This window comes from Kovacikia sp. CALU 1929, from assembly GCF_056784235.1.
In genome coordinates this window covers 39,288-53,219 of sequence record NZ_JBXBCF010000061.1, presented here as the reverse complement: position 1 = coordinate 53,219, position 13,932 = coordinate 39,288, and the positions used below count along the sequence as shown (strand labels likewise).

General features: G+C 48.3%; 19 protein-coding genes. 9 read left to right on the top strand and 10 right to left on the bottom strand.

Translation table 11 applies throughout. The annotated features are described in order from the left end of the window. The first annotated feature begins 105 nt into the window (after positions 1 to 105). Positions 106 to 657, top strand: coding sequence for a late competence development ComFB family protein (locus tag AC1S52_RS09735; protein ID WP_482028797.1), 552 nt, complete (start codon positions 106 to 108; stop codon positions 655 to 657). Between the two features lie 96 nt (positions 658 to 753). Here AC1S52_RS09735 and AC1S52_RS09730 read toward each other — a convergent pair whose 3' ends face one another. Next, positions 754 to 1,488, bottom strand: a complete 735-nt coding sequence (locus AC1S52_RS09730; RefSeq protein ID WP_482028796.1) for a L,D-transpeptidase — start codon at positions 1,486 to 1,488, stop codon at positions 754 to 756. Positions 1,489 to 2,406: 918 nt separating this feature from the next. On the opposite strand from AC1S52_RS09730, the gene AC1S52_RS09725 reads away from it, so the two are divergent. Both AC1S52_RS09725 and AC1S52_RS09720 read left to right on the top strand, forming a co-directional pair. Beyond that, the gene (locus tag AC1S52_RS09725) at positions 2,407 to 3,066 is read left to right on the top strand and encodes a sigma-70 family RNA polymerase sigma factor (protein WP_482028795.1); all 660 of its coding nucleotides are present in this window, start codon (positions 2,407 to 2,409) and stop codon (positions 3,064 to 3,066) included. 236 nt (positions 3,067 to 3,302) lie between these two features. Continuing rightward, a complete protein-coding gene (locus AC1S52_RS09720; protein WP_482028794.1) occupies positions 3,303 to 3,839 on the top strand; it encodes an anti-sigma factor family protein in 537 nt (178 codons plus the stop codon). Here the strand turns inward: AC1S52_RS09720 and AC1S52_RS09715 are convergent. After that, positions 3,817 to 4,278 carry a gamma-glutamylcyclotransferase family protein gene (locus tag AC1S52_RS09715; RefSeq protein WP_482028793.1) on the bottom strand — a complete coding sequence of 154 codons (462 nt, stop codon included), beginning with the start codon at positions 4,276 to 4,278 and terminating at the stop codon, positions 3,817 to 3,819. The genes AC1S52_RS09720 and AC1S52_RS09715 overlap by 23 nt on opposite strands. 4 nt (positions 4,279 to 4,282) lie before the next feature. Between AC1S52_RS09715 and AC1S52_RS09710 the strand changes: the two genes are divergently transcribed. Together AC1S52_RS09710 and AC1S52_RS09705 are read left to right on the top strand one after the other, a co-directional pair. Beyond that, positions 4,283 to 5,161 carry a methyltransferase domain-containing protein gene (locus AC1S52_RS09710; protein ID WP_482028792.1) on the top strand — a complete coding sequence of 293 codons (879 nt, stop codon included), beginning with the start codon at positions 4,283 to 4,285 and terminating at the stop codon, positions 5,159 to 5,161. 168 nt (positions 5,162 to 5,329) lie between these two features. Then, positions 5,330 to 6,301 (top strand): homogentisate phytyltransferase, encoded by a 972-nt coding sequence (locus tag AC1S52_RS09705; protein ID WP_482028791.1) that lies wholly within the window; start codon positions 5,330 to 5,332, stop codon positions 6,299 to 6,301. Between the two features lie 245 nt (positions 6,302 to 6,546). On the opposite strand, the gene AC1S52_RS09700 is transcribed toward AC1S52_RS09705, so the two are convergent. The 6 genes from AC1S52_RS09700 to AC1S52_RS09675 all read right to left on the bottom strand — a co-directional run bounded on the left by AC1S52_RS09700 (position 6,547) and on the right by AC1S52_RS09675 (position 8,922). Further along, positions 6,547 to 6,666 (bottom strand): photosystem II reaction center protein J, encoded by a 120-nt coding sequence (locus tag AC1S52_RS09700; RefSeq protein ID WP_223048487.1) that lies wholly within the window; start codon positions 6,664 to 6,666, stop codon positions 6,547 to 6,549. A gap of 66 nt (positions 6,667 to 6,732) precedes the next feature. Next, a complete protein-coding gene (gene psbL, locus AC1S52_RS09695; protein ID WP_482028790.1) occupies positions 6,733 to 6,855 on the bottom strand; it encodes a photosystem II reaction center protein PsbL in 123 nt (40 codons plus the stop codon). 9 nt (positions 6,856 to 6,864) lie between these two features. Continuing rightward, positions 6,865 to 6,999, bottom strand: coding sequence for a cytochrome b559 subunit beta (psbF, locus tag AC1S52_RS09690; RefSeq protein WP_482028789.1), 135 nt, complete (start codon positions 6,997 to 6,999; stop codon positions 6,865 to 6,867). A gap of 21 nt (positions 7,000 to 7,020) precedes the next feature. After that, entirely contained in the window at positions 7,021 to 7,269 is a 249-nt protein-coding gene (psbE, locus tag AC1S52_RS09685; protein ID WP_482028788.1) for a cytochrome b559 subunit alpha, read from the bottom strand. A gap of 219 nt (positions 7,270 to 7,488) precedes the next feature. Beyond that, a complete protein-coding gene (locus AC1S52_RS09680) occupies positions 7,489 to 8,487 on the bottom strand; it encodes a photosynthesis system II assembly factor Ycf48 (protein ID WP_482028787.1) in 999 nt (332 codons plus the stop codon). A gap of 90 nt (positions 8,488 to 8,577) precedes the next feature. Next, entirely contained in the window at positions 8,578 to 8,922 is a 345-nt protein-coding gene (locus tag AC1S52_RS09675) for a rubredoxin (protein WP_482028786.1), read from the bottom strand. A gap of 651 nt (positions 8,923 to 9,573) precedes the next feature. Here AC1S52_RS09675 and ndhC point away from each other — a divergent pair. The 3 genes from ndhC to AC1S52_RS09660 are packed head-to-tail and all read left to right on the top strand — an operon-like array spanning position 9,574 to position 11,211. Continuing rightward, positions 9,574 to 9,936: a photosynthetic/respiratory NAD(P)H-quinone oxidoreductase subunit C gene (gene ndhC, locus AC1S52_RS09670; RefSeq protein WP_482028785.1), complete on the top strand. Its 363-nt coding sequence runs from the start codon at positions 9,574 to 9,576 to the stop codon at positions 9,934 to 9,936. After that, positions 9,927 to 10,670: a photosynthetic/respiratory NAD(P)H-quinone oxidoreductase subunit K gene (ndhK, locus tag AC1S52_RS09665; protein ID WP_482028784.1), complete on the top strand. Its 744-nt coding sequence runs from the start codon at positions 9,927 to 9,929 to the stop codon at positions 10,668 to 10,670. The genes ndhC and ndhK overlap by 10 nt, the downstream gene beginning before the upstream one ends. 34 nt (positions 10,671 to 10,704) lie before the next feature. Further along, positions 10,705 to 11,211 (top strand): NAD(P)H-quinone oxidoreductase subunit J, encoded by a 507-nt coding sequence (locus AC1S52_RS09660; protein WP_482028868.1) that lies wholly within the window; start codon positions 10,705 to 10,707, stop codon positions 11,209 to 11,211. A 178-nt stretch (positions 11,212 to 11,389) separates the two neighbouring features. On the opposite strand, the gene AC1S52_RS09655 is transcribed toward AC1S52_RS09660, so the two are convergent. Then, entirely contained in the window at positions 11,390 to 12,067 is a 678-nt protein-coding gene (locus tag AC1S52_RS09655) for a hypothetical protein (protein ID WP_482028783.1), read from the bottom strand. Between the two features lie 67 nt (positions 12,068 to 12,134). Further along, positions 12,135 to 13,274: a PP2C family protein-serine/threonine phosphatase gene (locus AC1S52_RS09650; protein ID WP_482028782.1), complete on the bottom strand. Its 1,140-nt coding sequence runs from the start codon at positions 13,272 to 13,274 to the stop codon at positions 12,135 to 12,137. 138 nt (positions 13,275 to 13,412) lie between these two features. Between AC1S52_RS09650 and AC1S52_RS09645 the strand changes: the two genes are divergently transcribed. Beyond that, positions 13,413 to 13,844, top strand: coding sequence for an ATP-binding protein (locus AC1S52_RS09645; RefSeq protein ID WP_482028781.1), 432 nt, complete (start codon positions 13,413 to 13,415; stop codon positions 13,842 to 13,844). Positions 13,845 to 13,932: the final 88 nt, after the last annotated feature.

Sequence of the window (13,932 nt, the reverse complement as noted above, 5' to 3'; positions counted from 1 at the left end):
TTTGTGTAAGCTTTTGATTAAGGTGTTCTAGGGAGTTGAATCTAGGGCAACATTATTCAAGGCGACCCATCCAATCAATATGGCGATGTGGAGTATGGAGGAACTATGAGTATTGAAAAAATCGTGGAGCAGGCTTTGCAGGATGGTTACCTGACTCCCGCGATGGAAGCCGAGGTGGGGCGAATTTGTGATACAGCTTCAGAGCTTTCGATAGAAGAGTACATGGCTCTAGATCGCTTGATGGGAGCATTGTTAACGGGCGAGGTGGTAGCAGTTCCCCGGAAGCAATTTATTAATGTGATGGAAGAGTTGGTGTTGACTGAGGCGATCGCCCGCGTCGCTGAAATTGAAGCCACCAGCGATCGCACCCTGGATCTGGGTGACATTGCAGCCTACGCTCTCAACCGTCTTCCCCCCCTTTATGCCACTACAGAGGAAGGGGCAACCTATCAGCGCCAGCGTGCCAAGGAAGAGTTGCAGGGATTGATTGCCCAGCAGGTGGGCGAAGCGATCGCCCGCAATCTGGATCGCCCAGAATTTTTCCCCGAACGGCAGGCAATTGGCAAAAACTCTGGAGACGAAATCCTGACCCAGGTCAGCACGCTGTTACAGGCATATGCACCCAGCTTTGAGGCTCAAGCAGAACCCACGAAATAGCACAACGTGCAACTTCCTTAGGATCCCCGGTTTCTAATGAGGGCAGACAAACCACCAGCGTCCATCAAGGAAAAACCGGGGATAGTGATAATGTCCCTATTTGCGCACAATGACGGGGGTTCCCTCCGATACCTTGTCGTATAGAGCGATTACATCCCGGTTTCGCATTCGCAGGCAACCGTGGGAAACTGCCTGACCAATCAAGTCTTCCTGGTTGGTACCGTGAAAGCCAATATGAGTTTTTTCATCTGCCCAAAAGCCAATCCACCGTTCTCCTAAAGGATTGCTAGGACCAGGAGGCACCACTTCTCGGGTAATGGGGTGGAGCCATTTCGGATTCTTTTGCATCTCTATCACATCAAAGGATCCGGTCGGGGTTTCCCAGCCTTCCTGTCCTACGGCTAACGGGTAGCTGACTTCAAGTTGGTTGCCTGCGTAGACATAGACCCGGCGATCGCTTAAATTCACTACCAGATGGAACCCTTCTAAAATAGCTTGCGACTGGTCTGATGAAACCTGGACTGAAGCAACCTGGTCTGATGTCGCCAGTTTCGTTATAGCCTGGGCTACATTGCCTTCTACTTGAGGGCTAGCCAGTTTTGCCTGGGCATTGACTGATTTTGCCTGGGTGCGGGTTGCCTTTAATGATTTTGTCTGCTGGGGAGATGGCTTGACTGCCGCGACTTCTTGATGAGTAGTCTCATCAGCAGGCTGGTTGCCGGAATTGACTGCCCAGGCACGCCACTGGACCGCTACCAATACGGCAGAGGCTCCCAAGAATAGGAACATCATGCTACGAGCAATGGTTTCGTCTTTAACAGTCGCCGCCATCGGTGCTGGACAATGAACTCTACAAAAAATAATCTACTTCACTAATACTAATTTACTCAAGGGGCGATTGGGTAGCTCATGTTTTATATTCTGCTCCAGACAGCAGGCATTGTGAGCGATCGCCTTTTCTAGCAAAGCTTTTGATGCTAAGAGTGTAGAGGGAAAAACAGTTATACCAGTCTCTTTATGAGACTGCACTGAACAAGGGGCTTAAGCTCCTTGCCTTACCAGGGCTAATTCTGCTCATCCTCAAATGAAATTGGTATTAGCAATCCCTGCTTTTAGATCAAATGATACTTGTACTAGCAAAAGTCCTCAGGCTTTCTTTGGCTAACATTGCGCTCTCCCACTCAATTACATATTTGGCAGAGTCCCAATATCAGATAGCAGATCAAATGAAATCGGGAGGAAGATCCTTTGCAGATGTTGGGGTTGTAACCTACGAAAATGCTGATAAGGCTTATGCGTTTTGGTTAGTAAGTTTTCTTGTACTATCTTGCCTTCTCATGTTTATAGTGAGAAGACTTCTCAGTAGAGATAGCAGCCTAGTATTCTGGTTTGGAGGAATTGTGATTGTTTTGTCTATGCATAGATACCTGCTTTCCCTGTCATGGTAGCAACCTCAGAAGCGATAAGGTTGCCTCTGGAACCGTCGCCATAGGGGTAAGACAAGCAGCCAGGGCAAAACTGACACACCACTCTCTACCCCTTGACACCGGACATATTCTCTCTTTCCTCTCTCTCTCGGCTAGGCAAGCAACCTATCCACGCTACGATGGAGTTCGCTGTTTCATCCTTCATGTTGCTTGACCGCCAACTTTTTGACCTGATTTCCCGATTTGTCCTCATCAGGGTGGGAACTTTTATTTAATAAGGGCTGTCCTGGGAAGAAGAGTGTTTTAGAGCATAATTCCATCCATGACCCAGTCCTTTCCTGTATCCTGGTCAACGGTTGAGGCAACTGTCGCCCAAGTGCCCGTGCAAGCCGAAAAGCTCTCTAACTACGACCTTGTGTTGCGATGTCAGGCTGTTCATCGCCCAGAAAAAGCTGCTTTTGCAGAACTGGTGCGGCGCTATCAGTCTCACGTCGAAAAGGTTCTTTACCACCTGGCTCCCGACTGGTCTGATCGTGCAGACCTGGTGCAGGAAGTCTGGATTCGTGTCTATCGAAACATTCGGCGTCTAAATGAGCCAGAAAAGTTTCGGGGGTGGTTGAGCCGAATTGCAACCAACCTGTTTTACGACGAACTCCGTAAACGTAAGCGCAACGCGCCGCCTCTGTCGTTGGATGCGCCTCTATCGGTTGAAGACGGTGAAATGGATTGGGAGATTGCCTCAACCACTCCAGGACCTGCTGAAGATATGGCTACCCGAGAGTTTTATGATCAGTTACGCGAGGCGATCGCAGATCTCCCAGAGGTCTTTCGGACAACGATTGTGATGCGTGAGATTCAGGGCATGCCCTATGAAGAAATTGCTGAACTGACGGGGGTTTCCCTGGGTACGGTAAAATCTAGAATTGCCAGAGCACGCTTTCGATTGCAGTCCCAACTACAGACCTATCTAGAGGATGCCTGATAGACTATGCCATTTGGGTTACGTCATTTGAACTGATTCAAAAGATGGATTGACAGTTCGAGCTTTTTTGTTGCTTCATGGTTTGTAGCCTTACGATAAGAATGGTTTTGCTTTCGTCATGAATCTGGTTTGCTGGGTATTGATAGAAATGATTGGGTGCATTCCTTTTACGTGGAAGTAGTACTGAAATGACTCATAATTTTAACTCACACAACGAAAATCTTCAGGCTTCTGCAATGAATCAGCCAAGTTCCTCTGGATCACTCAATACGGTTCAGCGCGATCGGTTTGAAATGCTGAGCGCCTACCTGGACGGGGAGGTCACAGCCGCCGAGCGTAAGCAGGTCGAAGAGTGGCTGGCGCATGACACCAATGTTCAACGTCTCCATGCCCGACTGTTGAACCTGCGGCAGGCTTTCCAAGCAATGCCCGTGCCAACTTCGGAATGTTCCGTTCAGGAAACAGTCGATCAGGTACTTAACCGGGTTGAGCGTCGTCCCAAGTTGTCCCTGATTTGGGGTGGAGCCGCTATCGCTGCCCTGTTTGTGGGTGCAATGGCAACAATGTTCTCTACTGAAAACCCGTTCCTACCCCAGATTGCCAAATCTCCAGAACAAGTAGAATCTCCCCGACCGGAAACTATTGCCAGTGAACCGTTGCTGATTGCCCTGGACCGTCCTCTGGTCACTATTCCAAAGGCTCCGGTTGCCCAACCGATTAGCAATGAAACAAGCGCAACCGACGCGAACCCTAGTGCCGAAAACGTGCGCTAAAGTCAAACGCTTGCTTTTCAGTACCCCACAGTCCATCTGGTAAAGGAATTCCCCTGAGCCGCCTGACTTGTTCGGCTGTCATCAGATATGCCCAGGCAGTCATCAGGCGGTTTCTATTTGGTTCAAAGGTTTCCATGGGTTGGCGCTGGTACTGATGCTGGTGCAACGCTAGATCCGGTGCATAATGACGGAACTCCTCTGGGTCATGCTGTTCAAACTCATCCAATCGAGTCAGGCTCTCTGGATTGGTAAAGGAAAGGAGAAAACCATGCACCCATTCAGACCCAGCACAACCAGGAACCATTGCCGGGTAGCCAAAGGGAAGCGCATAAAGTTGACCGGGGGCGATCGCTGGGCAGACGCTTACCCTCTCCTTAGCCCAGACCCAATCATTAATCTCCCCTGGCTTTAAGGTGCCGTAGACAAAGACATTAAGCATTCCTATGACCTCTACCCTCAATCAACAAATTCAGCAGTTCTATGATGCCTCTTCTGGTCTGTGGGAGCAGATCTGGGGGGAGCACATGCACCACGGATTTTATGGCACCCGTGGAACTGAGCAGAAAGACCGGCGACAGGCGCAAATTGATTTGATTGAGGAACTACTGCGCTGGATAGATCTTCAGCAGGCAACTCGAATCTTAGATGTCGGTTGTGGCATTGGGGGCAGTACCCTGTACCTGGCAAACAAGTTTAGAGCGAACGCGACTGGAATTACTCTCAGCCCCGTTCAGGCAAAGCGAGCATCGGAACGAGCACAGGCAGCAGGCATGGCGGCAGGCAGCAATGATTCCCTCTCTACATCCAATCCACCCAGCGCTCAGTTTCAGGTTGCCGATGCCCTAAATATGCCCTTTCCCGATCAATCCTTTGACTTTGTTTGGTCCTTGGAAAGCGGGGAACATATGCCAGATAAGGTCAAGTTCCTCCAGGAATGCTATCGGGTTCTGCAACCGGGGGGCACCTTTTTGTTGGTAACCTGGTGCCACCGTTCCACCGATGAGCAACCCCTGACAGCAGATGAGCGCAGGCACCTGGAGGATATTTACCGGGTGTATTGTCTACCCCATGTGATCGCTTTGCCAGAGTATGAGGCGATCGCCCAATCCTGCGGCTTTCAAAACATTCGCACGGCTGACTGGTCTACCGCTGTAGCTCCCTTTTGGGATAGGGTCATCGATTCTGCCCTCACCCCTGCTGCTCTCGTGGGGCTACTCCGTTCGGGCTGGACGACGATTCAAGCGGCACTGTCTCTGGGGTTAATGCGCCGGGGCTATCAGCGCAGGTTAATCCGATTTGGCTTACTCTGTGCCACCCGTTAACAATCTGGTCTCGCTGAATCTGGGCATGAAAAAGGGGCTGGATGCTTGAAACTTCATTTCAATTCATCCCGCTTTTCAGCAACGCAAACAATCTTTCCTCTCTGGGAAGATATGCCAATGTCCGCTGATGGTGTAAAGTCCAGAGCTAGAGTCTGAAAAATTTTGCCCATGAGTCGGATTGCTTCTAAACCCGCTACTTTTCCAGCCAAATCAGCGGAAATCTCCCGGTTCCAACGTCATTTCCCCTGGTTTTACGCCTTCTGGAAATTCTCTCGTGCCCACACCATTATTGGGACAACCCTCAGTGTGTTGGGACTTTACGTTATCGTCCTGGCTGAGAGCCAACCCTTAATCCTAAACTCCAGTAACCTCTCTTTTATCGCTCTGATCGCCACACTGCTGACCTGCCTCTGTGGAAACATCTACATTGTGGGTCTGAATCAACTGGAAGATGTGGCAATTGATCGGATTAACAAGCCTCACCTACCGCTGGCATCCGGGGAGTTTTCCCAGCGTCAGGGGCAGTTCATTGTTGGGATCATGGGTATTCTCGCGATCGCCCTTGCCGTTGTTCAGGCACCCTACCTTCTAACAATGGTCAGCATCAGCCTTCTGATTGGAACTGCCTACTCCCTACCCCCGGTGCGTCTAAAACGGTTTCCTTTCTGGGCTTCCCTCTGCATTTTCACAGTCCGGGGAGTCATTGTGAATCTGGGGCTATTCCTTCACTTTAGCCAGGGGGCTATTATTCCACCCAGCGTTTGGGCACTGACGCTGTTTATTCTGGGATTCACGTTTGCGATCGCCATTTTCAAAGATATGCCCGATGCAGAGGGCGATCGCCAATACAACATCTCGACCTTCACCCTGCAACTGGGACAGCGAAGTGTGTTCAACCTATCCCGCTGGGTGTTGACGGCTGTCTATGGCGGGATGATTCTGGCGGGAATCGCAGGGTTGCCGGGGGTAAATATCCTGTTTTTGATTGTGACCCATGCTATCGCGATTGGAGTGCTATGGTACCGCAGCTATTCCATAGACCTGAGCGATAAAGTATCGATAAGCCGCTTCTACCAGTTCATTTGGAAGCTGTTTTTCCTGGAATATATTGTGTTTGCGATCGCCTGTTGGCTCGAATAGTTGATTGCATCAGGCAATTTCCCGAAAAGGCTTACTGACATCGCAAGTAGTAAAAGAACAAAAAAACCGCTACAAATGGAAGCGGTTTTTTTGTTCAACGAATATTGTGGAAACCTGACTGACTTAACCCACGAGGTCCTGAACTAGTACAGTGAGAATTAAGTTTGCAACATTAAGACTTTGAAAGCGTTGAGTTTGACGTTTGCTCTACCCAACCTACGTTGCAGGACTTTCAAATCACTCTACTAGATGGAGGACCCCAGACCAGCGTAAGCACCGTAAAAGAAAAGCCCTAAAACGACGAGTACGCCGGTTCCAGCAATAGTTGCCACAATCCACAAAGGAATTCTTCCAGAACTTAACACGCGATTTGCCTCCAATCAGCAGACAATGAAACAAATACGACTCAATACAATCCTGCTAGATCTGAACTAATTAAAGAAATAGCTGGAGAAGAGAATACCGAGGACAAAAATTAATAGCAAACCCAGATAGAGAGAAGTACGGTTCAACTCAACTGGCTGCTTATTGGGGTTAGAAGTGCCTCTAATCATTGCTTACCCTTACCTTTGAATAAACTGCATTGCGGCGATCGCGCCAAGGAAGAAAACGGTAGGAACAGCTAGCGTATGAACTGCCATCCATCGAACCGTAAAAATAGGATACGAAACAGGTTGATTTTGAGAGTTACTGGTCATGATGTCAAATGATCACTAAAACTACTTTGCAAGAAAGTCTTCAATTTGTTGTTTGGCTTCGTAGCGGTCCGAAATAATGGGAGCTACTTGCTGACCGGTTGGATAATACTCGTTTGGACGGGGGGTTCCAAAAGCATCATAAGCCAGACCAGTGCTTACAAATAGCCAACCAGCAATAAATAATGCCGGAATCGTAATGCTATGAATTACCCAATAACGAACGCTTGTAATAATGTCCCCAAATGGACGCTCTCCAGTAGTACCAGCCATCAGATTCCTCCACTGAACGATAAGCAGAAATCAACTTCTATCATACGGGACAGAGGGTACAGGATGATGGATAGAAAATCAGGAGTTCAAAAATTCCTGTGTTCCCCATTCGCCGTCCTCTGTTTCCCCATCCAACTCACGGCATTGCTTGATCCTGGGAATGAAAAAGTTATAAATGCTTGAAACTTCATTCCAATCCATTCCCCCGATCAACAGTGCCTAACTCACTTCTCCGTCATACTTCAACAAAATCCCATCCTGTCCAATCACAAAACCTTGATTGGAGCCAAAGAATAAAATCTTGTAAAAGTTAGACGGCACATCCTCAACTGCCCGGTCTTTTTCCCAGGTCAGTCCCCCATCCACACTACGGAGCAAATTGCCGCTACCGCCTGAGACCCAAACTTCGTTTGGTGTCCGATACGCCAGGTCAAGTAGCCCCCAACTGGTAGAAAACTCTGGCTTAATCGGGTCTTCCCACACATCCTGTTGCTCTAAATTCGTAAACTGGATTTGCCCGCCCCGTGCCAGCATCCAGAGCCGGCCATCAGCGGCGTAACCCATGTTTTGAACTCGACGAGAGCTATTGCGATTGTGGGGTTCCCAAGCAGACTGCCCCGGCTTCCAGGTTGAGTAAAAATTTCCGCGGGAGGAAACTGCCACATACTGGCCATCCGCAGACCGTGAAATGTTGCGGATTACACCCACCGCTTCCTCAACCATTGCCTTCCAGGATCGCCCTCCATCGGAAGTTCGATAAATGGCACCGACACTGGTTGTCATTTCTGCCGACTGAGGACCTAAAGCGACTACTGTATTCGGTGAGCCAGGAAGCTTCTCACTCAGTGGCACTCGCGACCAGGAACTCCCCGCATCGGTGGTGTGCAGTAGAATCGAGGGCTGACCAACTATCCATCCTTCATCACCCGAAAAGCTAATCGCGCTCAACCGATAAGTCTGATCCAGGTCCAGAGTGCGGGGTTGCCATGTGCTTCCTCCGTCCACGGTTTCCATCAGGGTTGAGCTACTCCCGACCAGCCAACCATGCTGAGGATCAGCGGTAAACCCAATATCCAGAGGACTGGCATTCTCTGAAAGCGTAATCACCTGCCAGGGATTGTCACTCAGGGCAGGTAGATAGCTTCCACAGCCTACACAGAGTACAGCGATCGCCACCAGTGCAACCACACGCTTGAAAAACTTTGCGGCTAAGTTCATCACAACAGCATCTCAACTCAAACTAAAATCTGCAATCTTCAAATATTGACAAGTCAAATATTCACAGGGGCATCTCCCTGTTGCTCAAATCTACTGAAGCCCATAGAGACTAAGGAAAAACAAAACAGCCAACCCTAATGCTCCAAAAATTAGAAGGTTTTTCTGACCTGGGGTGAGTGTGTTCACACCAAGTCCATACTTGAGGTTCTCCTCAAAACCAGATGGTGCGCCTTTAATGCCGATGCTCCGAAATCGATTCTTAGCTGCACCACAAACTGGGCAACGCCAGTCCTGAGGAACATCCTCAAAAAGAGTTCCAGGCGGAACCTGGCGTCTGTCATCTCCCTTAACAGGCTCATAAACATAGCCACAGGTTAAGCATTCGTAACGGTCTAAGGCTTTGGGTTCAGTAGAATCGGTAGCTTGAGTACTCATTGTTTTGAGTCCAAAGGAGAGAATTTCAACGAACAATTCTGAAAACTCTGTGAATTATTATTACATAGATGGGAATCGCAAACGTTCAGATTCGGAGCCAAATATCTATATACTTTCGTAGGCATCCACTTTTGGATCCCCGTTTTCTGGCAGGGTGACTGAAAAAGTAGAACCAGCTTCACCAAACTGATGGTCTTGACTGCTTAACTTGCACGTAAGCATTTCGGGGTCAATAAATAATGGGCTAAAGCCTGTCGCCAAGGCGACTATTCGCAAAGCGTTCCTGTAGAGTGAGCGCGGCTGTGTGGACAAAACCTGCCTCCCAGGTTACGGAAATCTCTGTTTGTCTGAGTCCATGCAGGCGGACTTTATTTTATCGTAGTCGCGGTTTTAACCGCCGGAAACTTGTCAAACATTCTCTAAGTTCAGGTGGGGCTAAATTAAATAGATGTTAAGACCTGTTTAGGTTGGGTTGAGGCACCTGGTACTCACAGGCGGACATCAGTTTCTTCTATGGGCTTTACCGGAACTTTTCGATACATCTTATGGAGCGACATCCTTATAATATTAAGGGCAAGTAACAATGAGTTTTATTCATTAGCCCTGCCTATAATCCTTGTCATTGTCCACGTCATCTGAGGTGTGTTGGTTGTGTTTGTCCTCAGCGGTTATGAATATCTTTTAGGCTTTCTTCTAGTCTGTAGCCTGGTTCCGCTTCTGGCATTGACCGCGTCTAAGCTGGTTCGACCTAGTCGTCGAGGTCCAGAGCGGCGAACCACTTACGAGTCTGGGATGGAACCCATTGGCGGTGCCTGGATTCAGTTCAATATTCGCTATTACATGTTTGCGCTTATCTTTGTCATCTTCGACGTTGAAACGGTTTTTCTCTATCCCTGGGCGGTTGCCTTTAATCAGCTAGGGTTGCTTGCGTTCATCGAAGCTCTGATTTTTGTCGCTATCCTGGTAATTGGTCTTGTCTACGCTTGGCGTAAAGGAGCCTTGGAATGGTCATGAACTCAGATACCGCAGCAAAGAATGCCGCTGAATCGTCTGAGCGAGTCCTGAACCCAATCGAACGTCCGCGGGTGACTCAGGAACTTTCAGAAAATGTCATCCTGACCACTGTGGATGATCTTTATAACTGGGCGCGATTGTCTAGCCTGTGGCCCCTGCTTTATGGCACGGCTTGCTGCTTCATTGAATTTGCTGCTTTGATTGGCTCCCGCTTTGACTTTGACCGATTTGGTCTGGTGCCCCGGTCTACCCCTCGTCAGGCTGACCTGATTATTACAGCCGGAACTATTACTATGAAGATGGCTCCTGCTCTGGTCCGGTTGTATGAGCAAATGCCCGATCCCAAATATGTGATTGCAATGGGTGCCTGTACCATTACGGGTGGTATGTTTAGCGTGGATTCCCCTTCTGCGGTGCGCGGCGTTGATAAATTGATTCCGGTAGATGTTTATTTGCCAGGTTGCCCACCGCGCCCTGAGGCAATTATTGATGCCATCATCAAACTACGCAAAAAAATAGCCAATGAGTCGATTCAGGAGCGGGGCAGTCTGAGACAAACCCATCGGTACTACAGCACGACCCATACTATGAAGGGTGTGGAGCCAATTTTGACGGGTAAGTATATGCAATCTGCTGAGCGGGCAACTCCACCGAAGGAATTAATGGAGGCAATGGGGATGCCAGTTCCACCAGCATTGTTGACGGCTGAAAAGGAGGTTGAGCGTCGTGGCTGAAGAAGAGTCTAAGTCTACTCCTGAGTCTGCCAGTATTACCCCTGCTGACTCTACAGAGGTTGTAGAAGCCGGAAATGTTTCAAAGTGGCTGGCCCAAAATGGGTTTGAGCATGAGTTTTTAGGTGTGGATGCTTCAGGCGTTGAGATGCTGAAAGTGGATTCGGAATTTCTGATTCCCTTTGCAACAGCGCTGTACGCCTATGGCTTTAACTATTTGCAGTGCCAGGGGGCTTATGATTCCGGTCCTGGGCAGGATCTGGTTAGCTTTTACCACCTGATCAAGGTGAGTGACAACGTAGAGCAGCCAGAGGAAGTCCGGGTAAAGGTGTTTCTACCCCGTGAAAAGCCCCGTGTGCCTTCGGTTTACTGGATTTGGAAAGCCGCAGACTGGCAGGAGCGCGAGTCCTACGATATGTATGGCATCGTTTATGAGGGGCATCCCAATCTGAAGCGAATTCTGATGCCAGAGGATTGGGTGGGGTATCCCCTGCGTAAGGACTACATTTCTCCTGACTTCTATGAGTTGCAGGATGCTTACTAAACCTGATTGAACCAGGAAAAAGGAAGCAAAGAAAAGTTTGGTAATGTAATGGGTAATCGTGGTTGGAAGCGATTACCCATTATTTTTCGAGTAACCCAACGGAAATACTGATGGTGCTGGGTTACCATGCTGGAAGCAAGCTACACGTTGCTCAAACCAACAAAAAAGAATTTTTCAGTCATAAGTGTTTCCCTGAAACTCGCTCCGATCCGGTCCAGGGAGTTGCCTTCACTTCTTCAGCACTATCTTTGAATAAACCCCTTGCATGACAGTAATCCGTGATTTTTCTGGTAAATTCAGCATCTATAAAGTCAAGCACAAAACTGGATACTGAGTTACAAATAACATTCGCATTTTGAGGATTCATGCGTTCAGAATGGGCGCATAGGTAGCCATGAGCAAATATATGTCGAATTGAAGCGGAAATATACCCCACATTGGCATTTTTATGCTCCAGGCATTCCTGCAATTTCATTTTCAGATTATTATTGAGTCGCTCATGTAGAAACTTAAAGAAAACACCGTTCCTATCTTTTTCTACAAATCCTTGAATGATTTTCTCAGATCTGTAAGCTACCATCAGCGTCTCAAGTTCGTTTAATTTCATTGAGTTGATCTCAAGAAATCTTTCTAAAACAGAATGGGTTAAGAAAACCTGAAAAAAGGCATCATATCCTGAGATCGTTTCTGGTGTGTAATCTTCAAGTTTGATACCTCTGAAATTTTTTGCGAGTCTAAACCTGCTGGATAGCCGATTAATATCTCCAACACTTGCATTGCTTCCAAATCCCATCACTGCGGGGTCATGGCTTGATTGGAGAAGCTGCTGGAATTGAGCAAAGCTTGTTAGTCCCATGATTTTTGATGTAGTTTTTGATGAATTAGAGTAAAAATAGAGGTTTACTTTGAATGTCAAAAGCCTTCTAGCTGAAATTAATTTGGAGTAGGGATAGGTCATCATCCAGAGAGTCTTTAGGCTGGATCTTTTTGATGTTTTTAAGGATGTAATCTAAGCCGAATTGGGAAATCGCTCGCTGGTCTTTAATCAGCAGATTGGCAAAGGCATCTAAACCCCAAACGTTGCCATCGGGTTGCATAATCTCATAGACTCCATCGCTAAAGATATAAAGGACGCTGGAGGGGTCGATGGTGCAGCGCTGATTGACAAAGCGGGTATCCGGTAACATGCCGATGGGCATACTGGAGGTTTTTAGCAGGGTGGCTGTAGCTTTTCCCCAGGTAGGTTGGGACAGTAGGATGGCAGGGGGATGACCAGCGCTGGAATAGATCAACTGGCGTTTGACCTGGTTATAGACGCCGTACCAGATGGTGAAAAATTTGTCGTTCTGGTGATCCATCTGAAAGGTTTCGTTCAACACCCTTAGCACCGAGTCGGGTTGGTAGAAGTTGACCCCATCCATTGACTGCGATCGCAGCAAATTTAGCACCGAAATAGAGGGCAGTGCGGCTCCCAAACCATGCCCAGAGACATCTAGCAGATAAATTGCGAGATAGTCCGGGTCGAGCCAGTAGTAGTCAAAACAGTCACCCCCTAATTGGCGAGAGGGTATGAAGCGAGAGTCAATCTTGAGGTTGCCGGTCATGGGCGGGGGAAGGAGCGATCGCACATATTCCGCCGCTTCATTGAACTCCGACTCCAACATCCGCTTTTGTGCCTGCAAGTCCTGGTTAATCTGGTACAGGCGTAGCCCTGCCCGCACTCGTGCTGTCAACTCATCCAGCTCAATCGGTTTGCAGAGAAAGTCGTCTGCACCGTTGTCCAATCCTCTCACCCGATCTTCCACCGTATTCCGGGACGTTAAAAGGATGAAATAGACGGCTGCCAGTTCTGGATCTGCTTTGATGCGGCGGCAGGCTTCCAACCCATCCATTCCAGGCATCATCCAGTCGCAAATAATCACAGAGGGCTGGTGTTCTGCTGCCAGTTTTGTGCCTTCTTTACCATTGCCTGCGACAATAGCCTCGTAACCCTGAGCTATCAGCAGTTTCTTAAGAACAATCTGAATGGCTGCATCGTCATCAATCACCAGGATCTTGGGCATAAAGGGGAGAATAGATTAGTTTAATGACCGGGCTTGGACACCAGAAATGTTAATTAATATTTCAATCTAACGAAACATCGCTGGTCTGGACAGCGAATATACTTATTTCCAGGTTCTCAGATTGAGGATTTTCAACCGTTGCAACCGATTCACAAAGATTACCTTCAAGTTAATACTGACCTGAACGCCCTGACTCTAGTTCTCGCATGGTTTGACCAGTTTAACTGTCCTCCGGTTTCTTATCAAACCTGGTTAGAGTGTCAGCTTGCTCTGGCAGAGGGCTTTACCAATGCAGTTCGTCATGCCCATCAGGGGCAACCGATTGAGCGACTGATCGATATTGAAGTCGCGATTTTTCCAGAGTGGTTGGAGATGCGAGTTTGGGATTATGGACAACCCTTTAACCTGACTCAAAAGCTGGACGCGCTGCCCCAAGAAACCGATATGGATGCGGAGGGTGGTCGAGGTTTAAAACTCATGCAGCGAATTGCTGACTCGCTCAGCTATACCCGAACAGAAGACGATCGCAACTGTTTGCTGATTGTGAAGCGCTATTCAAAGGATGCCTGATGGGGATGCGGGGATCGATAACTTACCATCTGATTGATACGGCTGGTGTAAAAGGTTTGCTGGGAAGTATTGGTTGAGTCAGGCGATC